The 20,267-nt window shown below is 59.0% G+C and carries 18 protein-coding genes; 15 read left to right on the top strand and 3 right to left on the bottom strand.

Going from position 1 to position 20,267, the window contains the following annotated elements:
- Positions 1-144 precede the first annotated feature (144 nt).
- The 7 genes from AC3IUA_RS25075 (at position 145) to ispD (ending at position 7,930) form a co-directional block, all read left to right on the top strand.
- Positions 145-1,092: an acetyl-CoA carboxylase carboxyltransferase subunit alpha gene (locus tag AC3IUA_RS25075; RefSeq protein WP_489357537.1), complete on the top strand. Its 948-nt coding sequence runs from the start codon at positions 145-147 to the stop codon at positions 1,090-1,092.
- A gap of 146 nt (positions 1,093-1,238) precedes the next feature.
- On the top strand, positions 1,239-2,576 hold the full coding sequence (gene tilS, locus AC3IUA_RS25070) for a tRNA lysidine(34) synthetase TilS (protein WP_489357536.1): 1,338 nt from the start codon (positions 1,239-1,241) through the stop codon (positions 2,574-2,576).
- A gap of 272 nt (positions 2,577-2,848) precedes the next feature.
- The gene (gene pyrG / locus AC3IUA_RS25065; protein ID WP_489357535.1) at positions 2,849-4,480 is read left to right on the top strand and encodes a CTP synthase; all 1,632 of its coding nucleotides are present in this window, start codon (positions 2,849-2,851) and stop codon (positions 4,478-4,480) included.
- Between the two features lie 4 nt (positions 4,481-4,484).
- A complete protein-coding gene (kdsA, locus tag AC3IUA_RS25060) occupies positions 4,485-5,330 on the top strand; it encodes a 3-deoxy-8-phosphooctulonate synthase (RefSeq protein WP_489357534.1) in 846 nt (281 codons plus the stop codon).
- A 156-nt stretch (positions 5,331-5,486) separates the two neighbouring features.
- The gene (eno, locus tag AC3IUA_RS25055; protein ID WP_489357533.1) at positions 5,487-6,776 is read left to right on the top strand and encodes a phosphopyruvate hydratase; all 1,290 of its coding nucleotides are present in this window, start codon (positions 5,487-5,489) and stop codon (positions 6,774-6,776) included.
- A 171-nt stretch (positions 6,777-6,947) separates the two neighbouring features.
- The gene (gene ftsB, locus AC3IUA_RS25050; protein ID WP_489357532.1) at positions 6,948-7,226 is read left to right on the top strand and encodes a cell division protein FtsB; all 279 of its coding nucleotides are present in this window, start codon (positions 6,948-6,950) and stop codon (positions 7,224-7,226) included.
- The gene (gene ispD / locus AC3IUA_RS25045) at positions 7,223-7,930 is read left to right on the top strand and encodes a 2-C-methyl-D-erythritol 4-phosphate cytidylyltransferase (protein ID WP_489357531.1); all 708 of its coding nucleotides are present in this window, start codon (positions 7,223-7,225) and stop codon (positions 7,928-7,930) included. The genes ftsB and ispD overlap by 4 nt, the downstream gene beginning before the upstream one ends.
- 86 nt (positions 7,931-8,016) lie before the next feature.
- On the opposite strand, the gene AC3IUA_RS25040 is transcribed toward ispD, so the two are convergent.
- Positions 8,017-8,913, bottom strand: a complete 897-nt coding sequence (locus AC3IUA_RS25040) for a LysR substrate-binding domain-containing protein (protein ID WP_489357530.1) — start codon at positions 8,911-8,913, stop codon at positions 8,017-8,019.
- Positions 8,914-9,020: 107 nt separating this feature from the next.
- Here AC3IUA_RS25040 and AC3IUA_RS25035 point away from each other — a divergent pair, with 107 nt between their 5' ends.
- From AC3IUA_RS25035 to rpoS, 8 genes are all read left to right on the top strand, one after another.
- Entirely contained in the window at positions 9,021-10,133 is a 1,113-nt protein-coding gene (locus AC3IUA_RS25035; RefSeq protein WP_007907184.1) for an S-(hydroxymethyl)glutathione dehydrogenase/class III alcohol dehydrogenase, read from the top strand.
- 8 nt (positions 10,134-10,141) lie between these two features.
- Positions 10,142-10,987, top strand: a complete 846-nt coding sequence (gene fghA / locus AC3IUA_RS25030; RefSeq protein WP_489357529.1) for an S-formylglutathione hydrolase — start codon at positions 10,142-10,144, stop codon at positions 10,985-10,987.
- A gap of 43 nt (positions 10,988-11,030) precedes the next feature.
- On the top strand, positions 11,031-11,504 hold the full coding sequence (gene ispF / locus AC3IUA_RS25025) for a 2-C-methyl-D-erythritol 2,4-cyclodiphosphate synthase (RefSeq protein WP_034149878.1): 474 nt from the start codon (positions 11,031-11,033) through the stop codon (positions 11,502-11,504).
- Entirely contained in the window at positions 11,501-12,559 is a 1,059-nt protein-coding gene (gene truD, locus AC3IUA_RS25020) for a tRNA pseudouridine(13) synthase TruD (RefSeq protein ID WP_489357528.1), read from the top strand. Before ispF ends, truD begins: the two co-directional genes overlap by 4 nt.
- Positions 12,547-13,296 carry a 5'/3'-nucleotidase SurE gene (gene surE, locus AC3IUA_RS25015; RefSeq protein WP_489357527.1) on the top strand — a complete coding sequence of 250 codons (750 nt, stop codon included), beginning with the start codon at positions 12,547-12,549 and terminating at the stop codon, positions 13,294-13,296. Before truD ends, surE begins: the two co-directional genes overlap by 13 nt.
- A gap of 41 nt (positions 13,297-13,337) precedes the next feature.
- Complete coding sequence (locus AC3IUA_RS25010; protein WP_489357526.1) at positions 13,338-13,973, top strand: protein-L-isoaspartate(D-aspartate) O-methyltransferase; 636 nt, start codon at positions 13,338-13,340, stop codon at positions 13,971-13,973.
- Positions 13,974-14,183: 210 nt separating this feature from the next.
- Entirely contained in the window at positions 14,184-15,041 is an 858-nt protein-coding gene (locus tag AC3IUA_RS25005) for a peptidoglycan DD-metalloendopeptidase family protein (protein WP_489357525.1), read from the top strand.
- 105 nt (positions 15,042-15,146) lie between these two features.
- Complete coding sequence (rpoS, locus tag AC3IUA_RS25000) at positions 15,147-16,151, top strand: RNA polymerase sigma factor RpoS (RefSeq protein WP_489357524.1); 1,005 nt, start codon at positions 15,147-15,149, stop codon at positions 16,149-16,151.
- An 880-nt stretch (positions 16,152-17,031) separates the two neighbouring features.
- Here the strand turns inward: rpoS and fdxA are convergent.
- Together fdxA and mutS are read right to left on the bottom strand one after the other, a co-directional pair.
- Positions 17,032-17,355, bottom strand: coding sequence for a ferredoxin FdxA (gene fdxA, locus AC3IUA_RS24995; protein ID WP_007908827.1), 324 nt, complete (start codon positions 17,353-17,355; stop codon positions 17,032-17,034).
- Positions 17,356-17,497: 142 nt separating this feature from the next.
- Complete coding sequence (gene mutS / locus AC3IUA_RS24990) at positions 17,498-20,077, bottom strand: DNA mismatch repair protein MutS (protein ID WP_489357523.1); 2,580 nt, start codon at positions 20,075-20,077, stop codon at positions 17,498-17,500.
- Positions 20,078-20,267 lie beyond the last annotated feature (190 nt).

Here is a 20,267-nt window from a genome sequence, read left to right as displayed (position 1 = left end):
CGGTCAGGTGCCATTGATATGATATGCCTGATCTCGACCTGAATTTTTAATCTCGACCTGAACGCGCCTGTCCCTTAAGGTAGGGCGCGAATAGACAACCGGCCGGCCCAAGCTCCCTTGGACGTCGACCCAAGACGGACGCCTATGAACCCGAATTTTCTTGATTTCGAACAGCCGATCGCCGACCTGCAAGCCAAGATCGAAGAGTTGCGCTTGGTCGGTAATGACAATTCGCTGAATATCGGCGATGAGATCTCTCGTCTGCAAGACAAGAGCAGCACGCTCACCGAGGACATCTTCGGCAAGCTGACCAGCTGGCAGATCGCGCGCCTGGCGCGTCACCCGCGTCGCCCGTACACCCTGGATTACATCGAGCACATCTTCACCGAGTTCGATGAACTGCACGGCGATCGGCACTTTTCCGACGACGCCGCCATTGTCGGTGGCGTTGCTCGCCTGGACGACCAGCCGGTGATGATCATCGGTCACCAGAAAGGCCGCGAAGTGCGCGAGAAAGTTCGCCGCAACTTCGGCATGCCGCGTCCGGAAGGCTATCGCAAGGCTTGCCGCCTGATGGAAATGGCCGAGCGTTTCAAGATGCCGATCCTGACCTTCATCGACACGCCGGGCGCTTATCCGGGTATCGACGCCGAAGAGCGCAACCAGAGCGAAGCGATTGCCTGGAACCTGCGGGTCATGGCTCGTCTGAAAACCCCAATCATCGCCACCGTGATCGGTGAGGGTGGTTCCGGTGGTGCATTGGCGATCGGTGTCTGCGATCAGCTGAACATGCTGCAGTACTCGACTTACGCGGTGATCTCGCCTGAAGGCTGCGCCTCGATTCTGTGGAAAACCGCCGAAAAGGCCCCGGATGCCGCCGAAGCCATGGGCATCACTGCCGACCGCTTGAAAGGCCTGGGCATTGTCGACAAGGTCATCAGTGAGCCACTGGGCGGCGCGCACCGTAATCCGGCCGCTGCGGCTGCATCGATCCGTGCCGAGCTCAGCTCGCAGCTGGCGATGCTGAAGAAATTCGACAACGAAGCGCTGCTGGCCCGTCGTTACGAGCGTCTGATGAGCTACGGTCTGTGATTCGCGGCTGACCTTTTGTCCAGCGTTTGCCTCGAAAAGATCGCAGCCTGCGGCAGCTCCTGCGCTGATTCGGATATACCCGATAATCGGCGTAGGAGCTGCCGCAAGCTGCGATCTTGGCGATCTCGCCGGCAAAGGTGATTCAAATGGCTGTCCACTCGAGCATGAACAATGATCTGCCAGCCAGGCTTCTTCTGAATCTGGCCCCCTGGCGCAACGCCTCGACCTGGCGCATCGCCTTCTCCGGCGGCCTCGACTCCACCGTTCTGCTGCACCTGCTCGCGCAACTCGCGAAAACCGAACACCTGCCGACACTCTCTGCCATCCATGTCCATCATGGCCTTCAAGCTGTGGCCGATGCGTGGCCGGAGCATTGTCAGTCGGTCTGTGATGCCTTGGGCGTGCCGCTGCAGGTGGTTCGCGTCCACGTCCGGCCCGGCGCCAGCCTTGAGCGTGCCGCCCGGGATGCGCGATATGGCGCCTTCATCGCGAAGACCCGGCCCAATGAAGTGCTGCTGACCGCTCAGCACCTTGATGATCAGGCTGAAACGCTGCTGTTTCGCCTGCTGCGTGGGGCCGGGGTGAGAGGGTTGTCGGCCATGCCGCAGCAGCGCCCGCTGGGCGCAGGGCATCTGCTACGGCCATTGCTCGATGTGTCGCGAGCCGAGTTGCAGGCCTATGCCGTCGAACAGCAGTTGAGCTGGATCGAGGATCCCTCCAATGACGATCGGCAGTATTCCCGTAATTATCTGCGCCATCAGCTGTTCCCGGTGCTGACCGAGCGCTGGCCACAGGCGGTGGTGACCATCGCCCGCAGTGCGGCGCACCTGGGCGAGGCGCAGGGCTTGCTTGACGAGCTGGCTGAAATGGATCTGCGCGAGGCCGCGACGCCCGGCGAATTCGCTTGGCTGGGATTGCCTTCACTGGCATTGGCGCCCCTGGAAAAACTCTCGCTGGCGCGCCAGCGCAATGCGCTAAGTCATTGGCTGGCGGCGCTGAGCCGCTTGCCCGACAGCGACCACTGGAGCGGTTGGCAGACCTTGCGTGACGCAACCGCCGATGCGCGACCGCTCTGGCGTTTGGCCGACGGCGAGCTGCATCGGGCCGGCGGGCGAGTCTGGTGGCTGTCCGGTGATTGGCTGCAAGCGCTAGAGCCGGTGCCGGTCTGGGCAGACCCGATAACCCCGCTGCAATTGCCCGGTAACGGCCAGTTGCGCCTCAGTGGCCGAATCCCCGAAGGTCCCTTGCAGGTACGCTATCGCCAGGGCGGCGAAGTCATGCAGTTGCCGGGGCGTGGTCATCGGGACCTGAAGCGCTTGCTCAACGAAAGCGGCCTGCCGTTGTTCGCCCGTGGCAGATTGCCGCTGCTGTACCGCGGCGAGCAATTACTGGCCGTGGCAAACCTCCCGGGGCTGGATGCAAGTGCCAATGAATGCTGGCGATTGCATTGGCAGTTACCGACGAGCGATCAAGGTTTGAGCTGAAAGGGGCTTTCCGGTAGACTACGCTCCCTTCTTGATACAACTTCTGTGGATTCACCAGAATTGCAGCAGTTGCCGATTACCAAGCAGTCTTTGCTGGGCGATTCTCAAAAAATGTGTAGCGCGTACCGTATCGGTTTTCTGTGCCGATCTGTTCCAACGCAGCAGTTTTTCGAAAGATGCACTGTAATTAATGCAGGTGATCGGGGGCTTCGGCCTTCCTTCGCTTTCCCCGGCGGCTCTGACCGCTTTAACGCAGACTTCTAGGGTTTTTCATGACGCGCTACATCTTCGTCACGGGCGGTGTTGTTTCTTCATTGGGGAAAGGCATTGCCTCGGCTTCATTGGCGGCCATCCTGGAGGCGCGGGGACTTAAGGTCACCATGCTCAAGCTGGACCCCTACATCAACGTCGATCCGGGCACCATGAGTCCGTTCCAGCACGGTGAAGTGTTCGTCACCCACGACGGCGCCGAAACCGACCTGGACCTGGGTCACTACGAGCGGTTTATCCGCACGACCATGACCCAGAACAACAACTTCACCACCGGTCGTGTCTATGAACACGTCCTGCGCAAGGAGCGCCGTGGTGATTATCTGGGCGCAACCATCCAGGTGATTCCGCACATCACCGACGAGATCAAGCGCCGGATCATCAAGGGCGCCGGCGATGCCGACGTGGCCATGGTCGAGATCGGTGGCACCGTGGGTGACATCGAGTCGCAGCCGTTCCTCGAAGCGATTCGTCAATTGCGTTTCGAAGTAGGCGCCAAGCGCGCAATGCTGATGCACCTGACGTTGGTGCCGTACATCGCCACCGCTGGCGAAACCAAAACCAAGCCGACTCAGCACTCGGTCAAGGAACTGCGTTCCATCGGCCTGCAGCCAGACGTGCTGGTGTGCCGTTCCGACCACCCGATCGATATCTCTTCGCGTCGCAAGATCGCGCAGTTCACCAACGTTGAAGAGCGTGCGGTTATCGCGCTGGAAGACGCCGACACCATCTACAAGATCCCGGGCATTCTGCACTCCCAGGGTCTGGACGACTTCGTTGTCGAGCGTTTCGGCCTGGAGTGCAATGGCGCCGATCTGTCCGAGTGGGAAGCCGTGGTCGATGCCAAGCTCAACCCGGAGCACGAAGTCACCATCGCCATGGTCGGCAAGTACATGGAGCTGCTGGACGCCTACAAATCACTGATCGAAGCGATGAGTCATGCCGGTATCAGCAACCGCACCAAGGTCAACCTGCGTTATATCGATTCTGAAGACATCGAGAACCAGGGCACCGCGCTGCTCGAAGGCGTCGATGCGATCCTGGTTCCGGGCGGCTTCGGTCTGCGTGGCGTGGAAGGCAAGATTACCGCCGTCCAGTTCGCTCGCGAAAACAAGATTCCTTACCTGGGCATCTGCCTGGGCATGCAAGTGGCCGTGATCGAGTTCGCGCGTAATGTGCTGGGCTGGAAGGACGCCAACTCCACCGAGTTCGATCGCAACAGCGGTCATCCGGTGGTCGGTCTGATTACCGAATGGGAAGACGCCACCGGCGCGGTCGAAACCCGTACCGAAACCTCCGACCTGGGCGGCACCATGCGTCTGGGGGCGCAGGATTGCCTGCTCGAAGCCGGCTCCCTGGTCCACGATTGCTATGCCAAGGACGTCATCGTCGAGCGTCATCGTCATCGTTACGAAGTGAACAACAAACTGCTGCCGACCCTGATCGAAGCCGGTCTGAAAATCTCCGGTCGCTCCGGTGATGGCGCCCTGGTCGAAGTGGTCGAAGCACCGGATCATCCATGGTTCGTCGCTTGCCAGTTCCACCCTGAGTTCACCTCGACTCCGCGCGACGGTCACCCGTTATTCAGTGGCTTCGTCAAGGCTGCTTTGACCCAACATCAGAAGAAGGCTTGATCCAATGGCACAGAAAATCATCCGCGTAGGCGACATCGAAATCGCCAACGATAAGCCTATGGTGCTGTTCGGTGGCATGAATGTGCTGGAAAGCCGCGACATGGCCATGCAGGTCTGTGAAGAGTACGTGAAGGTTACCGAGAAACTCGGTATCCCTTACGTGTTCAAGGCCAGCTTCGACAAGGCCAACCGTTCGTCCGTGACTTCTTACCGTGGCCCAGGCCTGGAAGAGGGCATGCGAATTTTCCAGGACATCAAGCAGGCGTTCAGCGTGCCGATCATCACCGACGTCCATGAGCCTGAACAGGCTGGCGTGGTCGCCGAGGTCTGCGACATCATCCAGTTGCCGGCTTTCCTGTCGCGTCAGACCGATCTGGTCGTGGCCATGGCCAAGAGCGGCGCGGTGATCAACATCAAGAAAGCCCAGTTCCTCGCTCCTCATGAAATGAAACACATTCTGAGCAAGTTCGTGGAAGCGGGTAACGATCAGTTGATCCTCTGCGAGCGCGGTTCGAGCTTCGGCTACAACAACCTGGTTGTGGACATGCTCGGTTTCGGCATCATGAAGCAGTTCGAATACCCGGTATTCTTCGACGTGACCCACGCGCTGCAAATGCCCGGTGGTCGCTCCGATTCCGCCGGCGGTCGTCGCGCCCAGGTTACTGACCTGGCCAAGGCCGGCATGAGCCAATCGCTGGCCGGGCTGTTCCTCGAAGCGCATCCGGATCCGGACAACGCCAAGTGCGACGGCCCTTGTGCCTTGCGTCTGGACAAGCTGGAGCCATTCCTGGCCCAGCTCAAGGCTCTGGATGAACTGGTGAAGAGTTTTCCGACGGTAGAAACCGCGTAACGCTGATTTCTCCGGTAAAGTACCCCACGATAATTGCTCAGGCCCCCGGGTCTGAGCCTTATCGTCCGCAAGTCTGCGTGCTGCCCAACACTTGCCGACGATAAAAGGTTTTCCTTCAGCTGCGTCGTTTTCGTCAACTTTGGAGTGTTTACAACAATGGCAAAAATCGTCGACATCAAAGGTCGTGAAGTTCTCGACTCCCGTGGCAATCCCACCGTCGAAGCAGACGTGCTTCTCGATAACGGCATCATCGGCAGCGCCTGCGCGCCATCCGGTGCTTCCACTGGCTCGCGTGAAGCACTCGAGCTGCGTGATGGCGACAAGAGCCGTTATCTGGGCAAGGGTGTACTCAAGGCTGTAGCCAACATCAACGGTCCGATCCGCGACCTGTTGCTGGGTAAAGACCCGGTTGATCAGCAGGCACTGGACCGCGCGATGATTGCGCTGGACGGTACCGAAAACAAGGCAACCCTGGGCGCCAACGCGATCCTCGCCGTTTCCCTGGCTGCGGCCAAGGCAGCAGCCCACGATCAGGACCTGCCGCTGTACGCACACATCGCCAACCTCAACGGTACTCCGGGTGTTTACTCGATGCCGGTGCCGATGATGAACATCATCAACGGTGGCGAGCATGCCGATAACAACGTCGACATCCAGGAATTCATGGTTCAGCCGGTTGGCGCCAAGACGTTCTCGGAAGGTCTGCGCATGGGCACCGAGATTTTCCATCACCTCAAAGCCGTGCTGAAGGCCCGTGGCTTGAGCACTGCCGTCGGTGATGAAGGTGGTTTCGCGCCAAACCTGGCGTCCAACGAAGACGCGTTGAAAGTGATCTCCGAAGCCGTGGCCAACGCCGGTTACAAGCTGGGCACCGACGTGACCCTGGCTCTGGACTGCGCTGCCAGCGAATTCTACGAAGACGGTAAATACAACCTGTCCGGCGAAGGCCAGGTGTTCACCGCTGAAGGTTTCGCCGACTACCTCAAAGGCCTGACCGAGCGTTACCCGATCATCTCGATCGAAGACGGTCTGGACGAGTCCGACTGGGCTGGCTGGAAAATCCTCACCGACAAGATCGGCGAGAAAGTCCAGTTGGTAGGCGACGACCTGTTCGTCACCAACACCAAGATCCTGAAAGAAGGCATCGATAAAAAGATCGCCAACTCGATCCTGATCAAGTTCAACCAGATCGGCACCCTGACCGAAACCCTGGAAGCCATCCAGATGGCCAAGGCCGCTGGTTACACCGCTGTGATCTCGCACCGCTCCGGCGAAACCGAAGATTCGACCATTGCCGACCTGGCCGTGGGTACTGCGGCAGGCCAGATCAAGACCGGTTCGCTGTGCCGTTCCGACCGCGTTTCCAAGTACAACCAACTGCTGCGTATCGAAGAGCAGTTGAATGGCAAAGCCAAGTACAACGGCCGCGGCGAGTTCCGCGGTTAAGTAGTAGATGGTAAAAAGACACCGGATTGTGTCGGGAAAATCGCTACAGCGAGTTTTTTGCTACTAATCTGATGCCTGAAAGCCCGAGCCTGGTTCTTCCAGGCTTCGTGCTATCAGTCGTTTCAAAGTGGTTGGCATGGCTGTCTTTTTTCACTGGAAACCCGATATTCGATGCGCAGTCCCAATTGGTTGTTTCTCGTCTTGCTCTTGCTGCTGGCTGGTCTGCAGTACCGCCTGTGGGTGGGAAATGGCAGTCTGGCGCAGGTGGCTGACCTGACTCAGCAAATTGCCGATCAACACGCTGAAAACGAAGCGTTGCTGGAACGCAACCGCGTACTCGACGCTGAGGTCGCGGAACTGAAAAAAGGCATGGAGACCGTTGAAGAGCGTGCTCGCCATGAGTTAGGCATGGTCAAAGAGGGCGAAACCCTCTACCAGTTGGCCCAATGATCCATCCGTTACCGGCCTTCTGGGCCGTTGTTCCTGCCGCGGGCGTCGGTGCCCGAATGGCCGCGGACCGTCCAAAGCAATATCTGCAACTGGGCGGGCGCACTATTCTCGAACACAGCCTCGGCTGTTTCCTCGATCATCCGGCCCTCAAAGGCCTGGTGGTCAGTCTTGCTGTCGATGATCCCTATTGGCCAACCCTGGCCTGTGCCATTGATCCGCGCATTCAGCGGGTAGAAGGTGGCCCGGAACGCTCGGGGTCAGTGCTCAATGCGTTGCTGCATCTGCACGCTCAGGGCGCTGCCGATGAGGATTGGGTGTTGGTCCACGATGCCGCGCGGCCGAATCTGGCACGTGACGATCTGGACAAGTTGTTGATCGAACTGGCGGACGACCCCGTCGGCGGGTTGTTGGCGGTTCCCGCCCGCGACACTTTAAAACGCGTCGACAAACACGGCCGAGTGCTGGAAACCGTTGATCGCAGCCTGATCTGGCAAGCCTATACACCGCAGATGTTTCGCCTGGGCGCATTGCATCGGGCCCTGGCCGACAGTCTGGTGGCGGATGTGACCATCACCGATGAGGCTTCGGCCATGGAATGGGCCGGCCTGGCGCCGCGCCTGATCGAAGGTCGCGCGGATAACATCAAGGTCACCCGGCCTGAAGACCTGGAGTGGCTGCGCCTGCGTTGGGCCAACCGCCGCTAAAAGATCGCAGCCTGCGGCAGCTCCTACGGAGGAATGCGTTCGGCGTAGGAGCTGCCGCAGGCTGCGATCCTTTGATCTTCAACCCGTCAAACCCGATACTCCGGCCTCTTGGCCAACCCATCTTTCAGATAATCCACCAGCTTGCGAACCTTCGGTGACAGATGTCGTTGCTGCGGATACAGCGCCCACACCGCGGTGTTAGGTGGCTGATGGGCCTCGAGCAAAGAAATCAGTGCCCCATTGTTCAAATGCTCCAGCACGTAATAGTCCGGCAACTGGCACAGCCCAACCCCTTGCAGCGCCGCATCCAAAACCGCCTGGCCGCTGTTGCAGCGCCAGTTTCCCTGTACCCGTTGGGAAAATTCCCGTCCGTTCTGTTCCAGTTGCCACAGGTCCGAGCTGCCGATCAGGCAGTTGTGGCGGCTCAGTTCCGACAGGCTGTGCGGGCGGCCATAACGTTCCAGGTAGGACGGCGATGCGCACAGGTACATTCGCCGTGGCGCCAGGCGTGTTGCGACCAGTCTTGAATCCTGCAAGCGGCCGAGGCGGATCGCCAGGTCCAGGCCTTCGTGCACCAGGTCCAGTGTGCGGTTGCTCAGTTCGATGTCGACTCGCAATTGCGGATAGAGCCCCATGAAGCGGGTCACCAACGGCACGATAAAACGTTCGCCGTAAGCCACGGCGCAGGTCATGCGCAGCATGCCTTTGGGTTCGCTGGTCAAGTCGCCGACTGCCCGCAGCGCTTCTTCACGGCCATCCTGCAAGCGCTGGCAGTGTTGCAAAAAGGTTTGCCCGGCTTCTGTCAGTGTTACCCGGCGAGTACTGCGGTAAAGCAGTCGAGTTTGCAGGCGCTCTTCCAGGCGTACAATTTGTCGACTGATGTGAGAGGAAGAAACCCCAAGGCGTTCCGCGGCAGCCGTGAACTGGTTGCACTCGGCGACTGCGACGAATTCGTCGATACCTTCCCAGCGGTTTTCGGACATCAAGGATTATCCCTGTATGGCAATAATGTTTTGCTTTTGTCCTGATTATTCATCCTAAGCCGCTGTATTACACTCCTTGTCTCGTTTTTATTCACTGGAGAGTCAGCATGATCAAGTCGCGCGCCGCCGTTGCCTTCGAGGCCAAGAAACCCCTCGAAATCGTTGAAGTCGATGTCGCCATGCCCAAGGCCGGTGAAGTCCTGCTGCGCGTGGTCGCTTCCGGTGTTTGTCATACCGATGCTTACACCCTTTCGGGCGCGGACCCGGAAGGCATCTTCCCGTCGATCCTCGGTCACGAAGGTGGCGCGGTGGTCGAAGCGATCGGCGAGGGCGTGACTTCGGTTGCTGTCGGCGATCACGTGATCCCGCTATACACCCCGGAATGCGGCAAGTGCAAATTCTGTCTGTCGGGCAAAACCAACCTCTGTCAGGCGATTCGGGCGACCCAAGGTAAAGGCCTGATGCCGGACGGCACTTCGCGTTTTTCCTACAAAGGTGAAACGATTTTCCATTACATGGGCACCTCGACTTTTTCCGAGTACACCGTGCTGCCGGAAATTTCCGTCGCCAAAATTCCTAAAGAAGCGCCGCTGGAAAAAGTCTGCCTGTTGGGCTGCGGTGTCACCACCGGCATCGGTGCGGTGATCAACACCGCCAAGGTCAAACCGGGTGACACCGTCGCCATCTTCGGCCTGGGCGGCATCGGTTTGTCGGCCGTGATTGGCGCGGTCAAAGCCAAGGCTGGTCGGATCATCGCCATCGACATCAACCCGGCCAAGTTCGAGATCGCCAAACAACTGGGTGCTACCGACTGTGTGAACCCGAAAGACTTCGATCGTCCGATTCAGGAAGTGATCGTCGACATGACCGATGGCGGCGTCGATTTTTCATTCGAGTGCATCGGCAATGTCCAATTGATGCGCGCTGCACTTGAGTGCTGCCACAAGGGGTGGGGCGAGTCGGTCATTATTGGTGTTGCCGGTGCCGGTCAGGAAATCTCCACCCGCCCGTTCCAGTTGGTCACCGGTCGCGTCTGGCGCGGTTCGGCGTTCGGTGGTGTGCGTGGGCGTACCGAGTTGCCAAGCTATGTCGAGATGGCCCAGACCGGCGAAATCCCGCTGGATACCTTCATCACCCACACCATGGGTCTGGAAGATATCAACAAGGCATTCGACCTGATGCATGAAGGCAAAAGCATCCGTAGCGTCATCCATTTCTGAGGTCGGTCATGAGCCTGGAAAATATCTCCTGCCAGAAAAGCTTCGGCGGCTGGCACAAACGCTACAGGCACCGCTCCGACGTGCTCGGCTGTGACATGGTGTTTGCCGTGTACCTGCCGCCGCAGGCGGAGCAGGGCGGTAAGCTGCCGGTGTTGTACTGGTTGTCCGGCCTGACCTGCACCGACGAAAACTTCATGCAGAAGGCCGGCGCCATGCGCATGGCCGCCGAGCTGGGGCTGATCATTGTTGCGCCGGACACCAGCCCTCGCGGCCCTGATGTGCCGGGTGATCCGGATGGTGCCTGGGACTTCGGTCTCGGCGCCGGGTTCTATCTGAATGCCACCCAGGAACCCTGGTCCCGGCATTATCGGATGCATGACTATGTCGTGCAGGAATTGCCGGCATTGGTCGAAGCGCATTTCCCGGCGTCGGACAAGCGCGGCATCAGCGGTCATTCCATGGGCGGCCACGGTGCGCTGGTCTGCGCCTTGCGCAATCCGGGGCGTTATCAGTCGGTGTCGGCGTTCTCGCCGATCAACAATCCGATGGATTGCCCTTGGGGGCAGAAAGCCTTCTCGCGCTTCTTGGGGGAAGACCGGTCGAAGTGGCGCGAGTGGGATGCCTGTGCATTGATCGCCGAGGCTGACGAGAAGTTGCCGCTGCTGGTGGATCAGGGGGATCGCGATGATTTCCTCGCCACCCAGCTCAAGCCTGAAGCCTTGCAGCAGGCCGCCAAACTGGCTGGTCATTCGCTGACGTTGCGACTGCAACCGGGCTACGACCATAGTTATTTCTTCATCGCCAGCTTCATTGACGACCACTTGCAGCATCACGCGCGCGCTCTAGGCGCCTAATGCAGGTAGAATCACGCCCTGAATAAAATCGGGGCGTTTTTTTATGCGTATTGGCCACGGCTATGATGTGCACCGTTTCGCTGAAGGCGATTTCATTACTCTGGGCGGTGTGCGAATTGCCCATAGCTTCGGGCTGCTCGCCCACTCCGACGGTGACGTCTTGCTGCATGCCCTCAGCGATGCGTTGCTGGGCGCGGCTGCGCTGGGTGATATCGGCAAGCACTTTCCGGACACCGACCCGCAGTTCAAGGGCGCTGACAGCCGCGCGCTGCTGCGCCACGTCGTCGCACTGATCCACGCCAAGGGCTGGAAAGTCGGCAATGTCGATAACACTATCGTTGCCCAGGCGCCAAAAATGGCCCCGCATATCGAATCGATGCGCGCGCTGATTGCCGCGGATCTTCAAGTTGAGTTGGATCAAGTGAACGTGAAAGCTACCACCACCGAAAAGCTCGGCTTTGTCGGTCGCGAAGAAGGCATTGCCGTGCATTCCGTTGCCTTGTTGCTGCGCGCATGAACGAACTGCAATTGCTCGGCCCGCGGGCCTATGGTCAAGCCCTCGGCACCGCGGTACTGAAAGCCACGGCGGAAGATTTTCAAGTCGACGAAGTCCTTGATATCCCGCTGAGTGGCGAAGGCGAACACCTGTGGATCTGGGTGGAAAAGCGCGGTCTGAATACCGAAGAAGCAGCGCGGCGGATCGCCAAGGCTGCGGGCGTACCATTGCGTACCGTCAGTTACGCGGGCCTCAAGGATCGTCAGGCGCTGACTCGCCAGTGGTTCAGCGTGCAACTGCCGGGCAAGGCCGACCCTGATCTGTCGGCGGCGGAAAACGACACGCTGAAAATCCTCAAGACCGGCCGGCACAAGCGCAAGCTGCAACGCGGTGCCCACTCGGCCAACGGTTTCACCTTGCGCCTGACCCGGTTTGCCGGCGACAAGGCGGCGATTGAAGAACGTCTGCAATTGATCGCCAAACAAGGTATCCCCAATTATTTCGGCGCCCAGCGTTTCGGTCATGACGGCGGTAATCTGGTCGATGCTCGCGACTGGGCAGCGCGCAAGGCTCTGCCGGAACAGCGCAATGTGCGTTCCCGGTTGCTCTCCACCGCCCGCAGTTTTCTGTTCAACCAGGTGTTGGCGGCGCGCGTCGCCGATGGCACCTGGCAGCGTGCCCAGGTCGGCGATCTGCTGGCCTTCACCGACAGCCGCAGTTTCTTTGCGGCGGGTGAAGCCGAATGCAGCGATCCACGCCTGGCGATCCTCGACCTGCACCCGACCGGCCCTCAGTGGGGCGAAGGTGACTCGCCGGCGGCCGGTGCTGTCCATGTACTGGAGCAGGAAATCGCCGCTCGCGAAGCCGATCTGCGCGATTGGTTGGTCAATGCCGGCATGAGCCATGAGCGACGCATCCTGCGGCTGCCCATTGGCGGGTTGACGTGGCATTATCCCGAGCCTGACATTCTGCAACTGCAATTCGTCCTGCCGGCCGGATGCTTCGCCACTGTATTGGTGCGCGAACTTGTCGATCTGGTGCCTGTGGGGCAGACGGACAGCCCATGCGTATTCTGATTTCTAACGACGATGGGGTAACAGCACCCGGTCTCGCCGCGCTTTATGCTGCGCTGGCGGATTACACCGAGTGCGTGGTTATCGCCCCGGAGCAGGACAAAAGTGGCGCCAGCAGTTCGCTGACGCTCAACCGTCCGTTGCATCCGCAAACCCTGGCCAACGGTTTTATCAGCATCAACGGGACGCCGACCGATTGCGTGCACCTGGGCCTCAATGGCCTGTTGGAGCAACAACCCGACATGGTGGTTTCCGGGATCAACCTGGGCGCCAACCTGGGCGACGACGTGCTGTATTCCGGTACCGTCGCCGCCGCACTGGAAGGGCGTTTCCTGGAGCTGCCATCATTCGCCTTTTCGTTGGTGTCACGGCAGGTCGAGAACCTGTCGACCGCCGCGTACTTCGCGCGCAAACTGGTGGGCGCACATGCCCAGCTGGAGTTGCCGCCGCGTACGGTGCTGAATGTGAACATCCCCAACCTGCCTCTCGATCACATTCGTGGCATCCAGCTCACCCGCCTGGGCCATCGTGCCCGTGCTGCGGCACCGATGAAAATGGTCGACCCGCGGGGCAAGGCCGGCTACTGGATTGCAGCGGCAGGCGATGCCGAAGACGGCGGTCCGGGCACTGACTTTCATGCGGTGATGCAAGGTTATGTTTCGATCACCCCGTTGCAGCTCGATCGCACCTTCAACGATGCCTTCAGTAGTCTCGATGGCTGGTTGGAGGGGCTGAACTGATGCGGCGTGAACCAGATGACCTGATGCGCCGAGGTATCGGTATGACTTCTCAACGAACCCGCGAGCGCTTGATTCAGCGGCTGTACGAGGAAGGTCTGACCAATGCCCAGGTGCTGGAGGTGATTCGCCGTACCCCGCGTCATATGTTCGTCGATGAGGCGCTGGCACACCGCGCCTATGAAGACACCGCGTTGCCCATCGGCCATAACCAGACGATTTCCCAACCCTATATGGTGGCTCGCATGAGCGAGCTGCTACTGGAGGCTGGTCCCCTGGACAAGGTGCTGGAGATTGGTACCGGATCGGGTTATCAGACGGCGGTGCTGGCACAGTTGGTTGAGCGGGTATTTTCAGTCGAGCGGATCAAGGTGCTGCAGGATCGCGCCAAGGAACGCCTGGTGGAGTTGAAGCTGCGCAATGTGGTGTTCCGTTGGGGCGATGGCTGGGAAGGTTGGCCGGCGCTGGCACCCTACAACGGCATCATCGTCACCGCCGTCGCCACCGATGTTCCTCAAGCCTTGCTCGATCAACTGGCCCCGGGAGGGCGCCTGGTGATCCCGGTCGGCGCAGGAGAAGTGCAACAATTGATGTTGATCGTCCGTGAAGAACAGGGCTTCTCTCGGCATGTACTGGGCGCCGTGCGCTTCGTGCCTCTGCTCAACGGGCCATTGGCCTGAGTATTTGTTGAATAGCGATGAATTCTGTTTGGTCGCGTTTGTCTTACAGCGGGACTGTTCGGATAAACGCGATTGAACGCCAGTCAGCGGCCGTATGCTGCTCCGGATTACGCTTTGTCAGCGGTAAACCCGGAGCGGATGGTTATACTGGCGACACTCCAGGCCTGAACAGGCAAACTTTATTATCAGCCACCACATAGGGAGCGGCGGGTGAGTCTCACAGTCATTGCGCAGCGTATGGATATAACAAGCTTTCAGCGACTGGTGATTGGCCTTGTCTTGAGTACCATGCTGGTTGCGTGCTCCAGCAAACCTTCAGGTAGCGCAGGAGTGGTCGACCGCAATAATGCGGCGGCCCAGCGGCCAGCCGTGACCACTGGCCAGTATGTGGTTCGCCGCGGCGATACGTTGTTCTCGATCGCCTTTCGTTATGGCTGGGACTACAAAGCCCTGGCGGCACGCAACAACATTCCGGTGCCTTACACCATTCATCCGGGTCAGACGATTCGCTTCGACGGCCGTTCAGGTTCAACGCCGACAGCGGTGGTCACCAAGGCCGATTCAACACCATCCTCTTCCAGTAAAACCACGGTATTTCGCCGGCCGGTCGGTGCTGCTGCCGGCACTGCAGTGGTCACTACAACCAGCATCGCGAGCAAGCCGGCAGCGCCTCCACTCGCGCCTCCCGGACCTGCGCCCGCTGGCTGGGGCTGGCCTTCCAACGGTATTTTGATTGGTAAATTCTCTTCAAACGGAAGTTTGAATAAAGGCATTGATATCGCCGGAGATTTGGGACAGCCTGTTTTAGCTGCGTCTGATGGCACGGTTGTATACGCCGGGAGTGGCTTGCGGGGCTACGGCGAATTAGTCATTATCAAACACAGCGATACTTACGTAAGTGCTTACGGCCACAACCGTAGGCTCCTGGTTCGGGAGGGGCAGCAGGTCAAAGTCGGACAGGCTATTGCCGAAATGGGGTCAACTGGTACAGACCGGGTGAAACTGCACTTTGAAATTCGCCGTCAGGGTAAACCTGTAGATCCGCTGCAATTCTTGCCACGTCGTTGATCGGTTACCAGCCTGTTCCCTTGCGTAGGAGGAACAGGCTTCAGCGTTGCCAAGGATAAAGGCGCCGCTTGAGCTTGAGGTCGAACTCACCAAAGGACTATAACAATGGCTCTCAGTAAAGAAGTGCCGGAGTTTGACATCGACGATGAGGTTCTCCTGATGGAGGCCGGCGTCGCTACGGATATGATGTCGAATGAGGGATCTGTTGCACCCTCGGTTCGCGCTAAATCCAAACACTCCGCTTCACTTAAGCAGCACAAGTACATCGATTACACCCGGGCGCTCGATGCGACCCAGTTGTATCTCAATGAAATCGGTTTTTCCCCATTGCTCTCCCCGGAAGAAGAAGTTCATTTTGCACGCTTGTCGCAAAGTGGTGATCCGGCTGGGCGCAAACGCATGATTGAGAGCAATCTGCGGCTGGTGGTGAAAATCGCTCGACGCTACGTCAATCGTGGGCTGTCACTGCTCGACCTGATCGAAGAGGGCAACCTCGGCTTGATCCGTGCAGTGGAGAAATTCGATCCGGAACGCGGCTTCCGCTTTTCGACCTACGCAACCTGGTGGATTCGTCAAACCATCGAGCGCGCGATCATGAATCAGACCCGAACCATTCGGTTGCCGATTCATGTGGTCAAAGAGCTCAACGTCTACCTGCGGGCAGCACGTGAGCTGACACAAAAGCTCGATCATGAACCTTCCCCTGAAGAAATCGCCAGCCTGCTGGAAAAACCGGTAGGAGAGGTCAAGCGCATGCTGGGCCTCAATGAACGGGTTTCTTCGGTTGACGTTTCGCTGGGCCCGGATTCGGATAAAACCCTGCTCGATACCTTGACTGATGATCGTCCAACCGACCCTTGCGAGTTGCTGCAGGACGATGATCTGTCACAAAGCATTGATCAGTGGCTCTCGGAACTGACTGACAAGCAGCGTGAGGTAGTGATACGCCGCTTCGGGTTGCGCGGTCACGAGAGCAGCACACTGGAAGACGTAGGCCTGGAGATTGGTCTGACCCGCGAGCGGGTGAGGCAGATTCAGGTTGAAGGCCTTAAACGCCTTCGGGAAATTCTGGAGAAGAACGGCCTGTCGAGTGAGTCGCTGTTCCAGTAACTGGAACGCGTTACTCGACAATAAAAAGCCCCGACTGGTTCGGGGCTTTTTATTACGCTCAACATCACTGAATGGCAGGGCGCTAGCCTTTCGTTCTTCCGGTTTAGCCTTCATTCTGTGTAGGTCTTTGCCTACTCTTTCGTAAGTGTTCGGTTTACTTGCCTGAGCGCAGGAGTCCTTTGATAGCAGTGGTTTTTCTTATTGGTCTGATTTAAAAGCGTTTTTTAAAGTGTCGTGGATGGCGCTCAGCCTTTATTGAGCCTCCTCGAGGTGATTGCTCTTGATGGGGAACCTTCTACTATCAGTACTGTGTCAACGGAAGGACACCGCCATCAAGGACGATGGTTAAAGGACATCGCAGGAAGCGATTCATCAGGACGATGAAAAGGAGCACAGGGACTAAGGAAAAATGTGGGCGGGTCAAACCGCCCCTTTTTTTCGCCTGTCGTAGGGGGATTGTGCGCACCCACCACATTGCAGGTGTATCCGGTCGGCGTAGGAGCTGCCGCCAGGCTGCGATCTTTTCGGGGGCGCCACAAATGCCGGATCAAAAGATCGCAGCCTGCGGCAGCTCCTACAGGGGGGGGTGTACACCCGCCACATTGCAGGTGTATCCGGTCGGCGTAGGAGCTGCCGCCAGGCTGCGATCTTTTCAGGGGCGCCGCAAATGCCGGATCAAAAGATCGCAGCCTGCGGCAGCTCCTACAGGGGGGGGTGTACACCCACCACATTGCAGGTGTATCCGGTCGGCGTAGGAGCTGCCGATAGGCTGCGATCTTTTCAGGGGCGCCGCAAATGCCGGATCAAAAGATCGCAGCCTGCGGCAGCTCCTACAAAGCAAAAAGGCCCACAAGGGGCCTTTTCCAGCACGTGGCATATATCAGCGTTCGAGGTCTTTGATCTTGCCCTTCACGCCATCCCACTCTTCTGCATCCGGCAGCGATTCTTTCTTCTCGGTGATGTTGGGCCAGATTTCGGCCAGCTCAACATTCAACTGAATGAATTCTTGCATCTCTTCCGGAACTTCATCTTCGGAGAAGATGGCCACAGCAGGGCATTCAGGCTCGCAAAGCGCGCAGTCGATGCACTCATCCGGGTGAATCACCAGGAAGTTCGGGCCTTCGTAAAAGCAGTCCACCGGACAGACTTCTACGCAGTCGGTGTACTTGCACTTGATGCAGTTGTCGGTGACGACGAAGGTCATTTCTAATTTTCTCCTCAGGCGGCGGCAGCGGAGCCCCTACAGGACGGGGTCGCCAGGTTCGGGAGCGATAGTCTGCAGACCAGGCTAATAGCCTGCAGCATCCCAAACCGCGCGAGATTCTAACAGCTTGTACCGGTATGCGTTAGATCCGTGTCTTCAATGTATAGAGCATTTCCAGCGCCTTGCGCGGAGTCAGGTCATCCAGGTTGAGTTTGGCGAGCTCTTCCAGTACCGGATGCGGCAGGCTGGCGAACATGTCGCTTTGCTGTGGGACGGACGCCTTGCTCTTTGTGGGACTTGACACCTCATGCGGCAGACTGGTGGTTTCCAGGCGGCTCAGATGCTCCCGAGCCCGCAGGATCACCTCCGTGGGCACACCGGCCAGCTGTGCAACTGCCAGGCCGTAGCTCTGGCTGGCAGGGCCAGGCAGAACGTGGTGCAGGAAGACGATCCGTTCGTTGTGCTCGGTGGCATTGAGGTGAACGTTGGCCACCAGTGGCTCGTTTTCCGGCAGCACCGTCAATTCGAAATAGTGGGTGGCAAACAAGGTATAGGCGCGCAAATGGGCGAGGCGTTCGGCCGCAGCCCAAGCCAGGGACAGACCATCGAAGGTGCTGGTGCCGCGGCCGACTTCGTCCATCAGTACCAGGCTGCATTCGGTGGCATTGTGGAGGATGTTCGCGGTTTCGCTCATTTCGACCATGAAAGTCGAACGTCCACCGGCCAGGTCATCACTGGAGCCGATCCGGGTGAAGATCCGGTCCACCAGTGACAACTCGCAGCTGGCGGCCGGCACGAAGCTGCCGATGTGCGCCAGCAACACGATCAATGCGGTCTGTCGCATGTAAGTGGATTTACCACCCATGTTAGGACCGGTGATCACCAGCATCCGGGTGTTGTCATCCAGGTTCAGGTCGTTGGCCACGAATGGCGTGGTCAGCACTTGCTCGACCACCGGGTGACGGCCCTGGGTGATGCGCATGCACGGTTCGCTGACGAAGCGCGGGCAGTTCAGGTCCAGGTTGAGTGCGCGCTCGGCCAGGTTGCTCAGTACGTCCAGCTCGGCCAGTGCGGCGGCGGTGTCCTGCAACGGCGGCAATTGGGCAATCAGGTCTTCGAGGAGTGCTTCGTAGAGCATCTTCTCGCGAGCCAGGGCGCGGCTCTTGGCGGACAAGGCTTTATCTTCGAAGGCTTTGAGCTCCGGGGTGATAAAACGCTCGGCGCCCTTGAGGGTCTGGCGACGAATGTAGTCAGCCGGCGCTTGCTCGGCCTGCTTGCTTGGCAATTCGATGAAATAGCCGTGAATCCGGTTGTAACCGACTTTCAGGTTGGCCAGTCCGGTACGGGCCTTTTCCCGGGCTTCGAGGTCGATCAGGAATTGCCCGGCGTTTTCGCTCAGCGATTGCAGTTCATCCAGTTCGGCGTCGTAACCGGTTTTCAGTACGCCGCCGTCACGGATCACCGCTGGCGGGTTGTCGATGATGGCTTTTGCCAGCAGAGCCGCGAGTTCAGGGTAAGTACTGGTGGTCATGGCCAGTTGGTTGAGGTGAGGGGCCTCGAGCTCGGTCATGGCTACTTGCAGTTCCGGCAAGGCCGCCAGCGCATCGCGCAGACGTGCCAGGTCCCGTGGGCGGGCGTTACGCAGGCCGATCCGGGCGAGGATTCGTTCGATATCGCCGATCTCCTTGAGCTGCGGTTGCAGCTTTTCAAAGCGATAGCTATCCAGCAGGCAGGTGATCGAGGTCTGGCGGGCCTGCAGGATCTGCAAGTCACGCAGCGGGCGATTCAACCAGCGAGTCAATAGACGGCTGCCCATGGCGGTCTGGCAACGATCCACCACCGATTGCAGGGTGTTGTCGCGACCTCCGGCAAGGTTGGTGTCCAGTTCCAGGTTGCGCCGGCTGGCGCCATCCAGTACCACGGTGTCATCCAGGCGTTCATGGCGCAGGCTGCGCAAGTGCGGCAGGGCCGTGCGCTGGGTTTCCTTGGCGTAGCTGAGCAGGCAGCCGGCAGCGCCGATGGCCAGGGTCAGAGTCTCGCAGCCGAAACCTTTCAAGTCTTGGGTCGAGAACTGCTGGCAGAGGCTTTTGAGTGCCGAATCCCGTTCGAAGTCCCAAGGCGCACGACGGCGTACACCGCGGCGTTTCTCGGCCGGCAGGTCCTTTGGCCAGTCATCCGGGATCATCAGCTCGACCGGGTTGACCCGCTCCAGCTCCGCCAGCAGGTTTTCCCAGCCTTTGATTTCCACAACCGTGAAGTTGCCGCTGGTGATGTCCAGCACGGCCAGGCCAAACAGGCGCTCGTCACCCAGCACGGCGGCAATCAGGTTATCCCGACGTTCGTCGAGCAGCGCTTCATCGCTGACTGTTCCCGGCGTAATGATGCGCACTACCTGGCGGTCCACCGGGCCTTTGCTGGTCGCCGGATCGCCGACTTGCTCACAGATCACCACCGACTCGCCGAGCTTCACCAGCTTGGCCAGATAGCCTTCGGCTGCGTGATAAGGAATCCCGCACATCGGAACGGCCTGCCCGGCCGACTGCCCGCGCGCCGTCAGGGTGATGTCCAGCAACCTGGCGGCTTTCTTCGCGTCTTCGTAGAAGATCTCGTAGAAGTCACCCATGCGGTAGAACATCAACTGATCAGGGTGCTGGTTCTTCAGGCGCCAGTATTGTTGCATCATTGGCGTGTGGCTGGATAAGTCTGAAAGTGCTTTATTCATCAGTGGTTTAGGGCGATTAGTCAAAAGTGGGGGGCAAATCGGGACCTTTTGGCCCGGCTTTTTCGCGATGGGCGCAAGGTTACCACGGGCGGTCCGCCCTTCGCAGGCATGAAGGTTCAGCTCACCCTGGCGCAGGTCTATGCATGATTTATGCGAATCAGCATTTGTCATCGGTGCAAAGAACCCTCAC

It is taken from the genome of Pseudomonas sp. KH_050, assembly GCF_057838875.1.
This window is presented reverse-complemented; position numbering and strand designations above follow the sequence as displayed.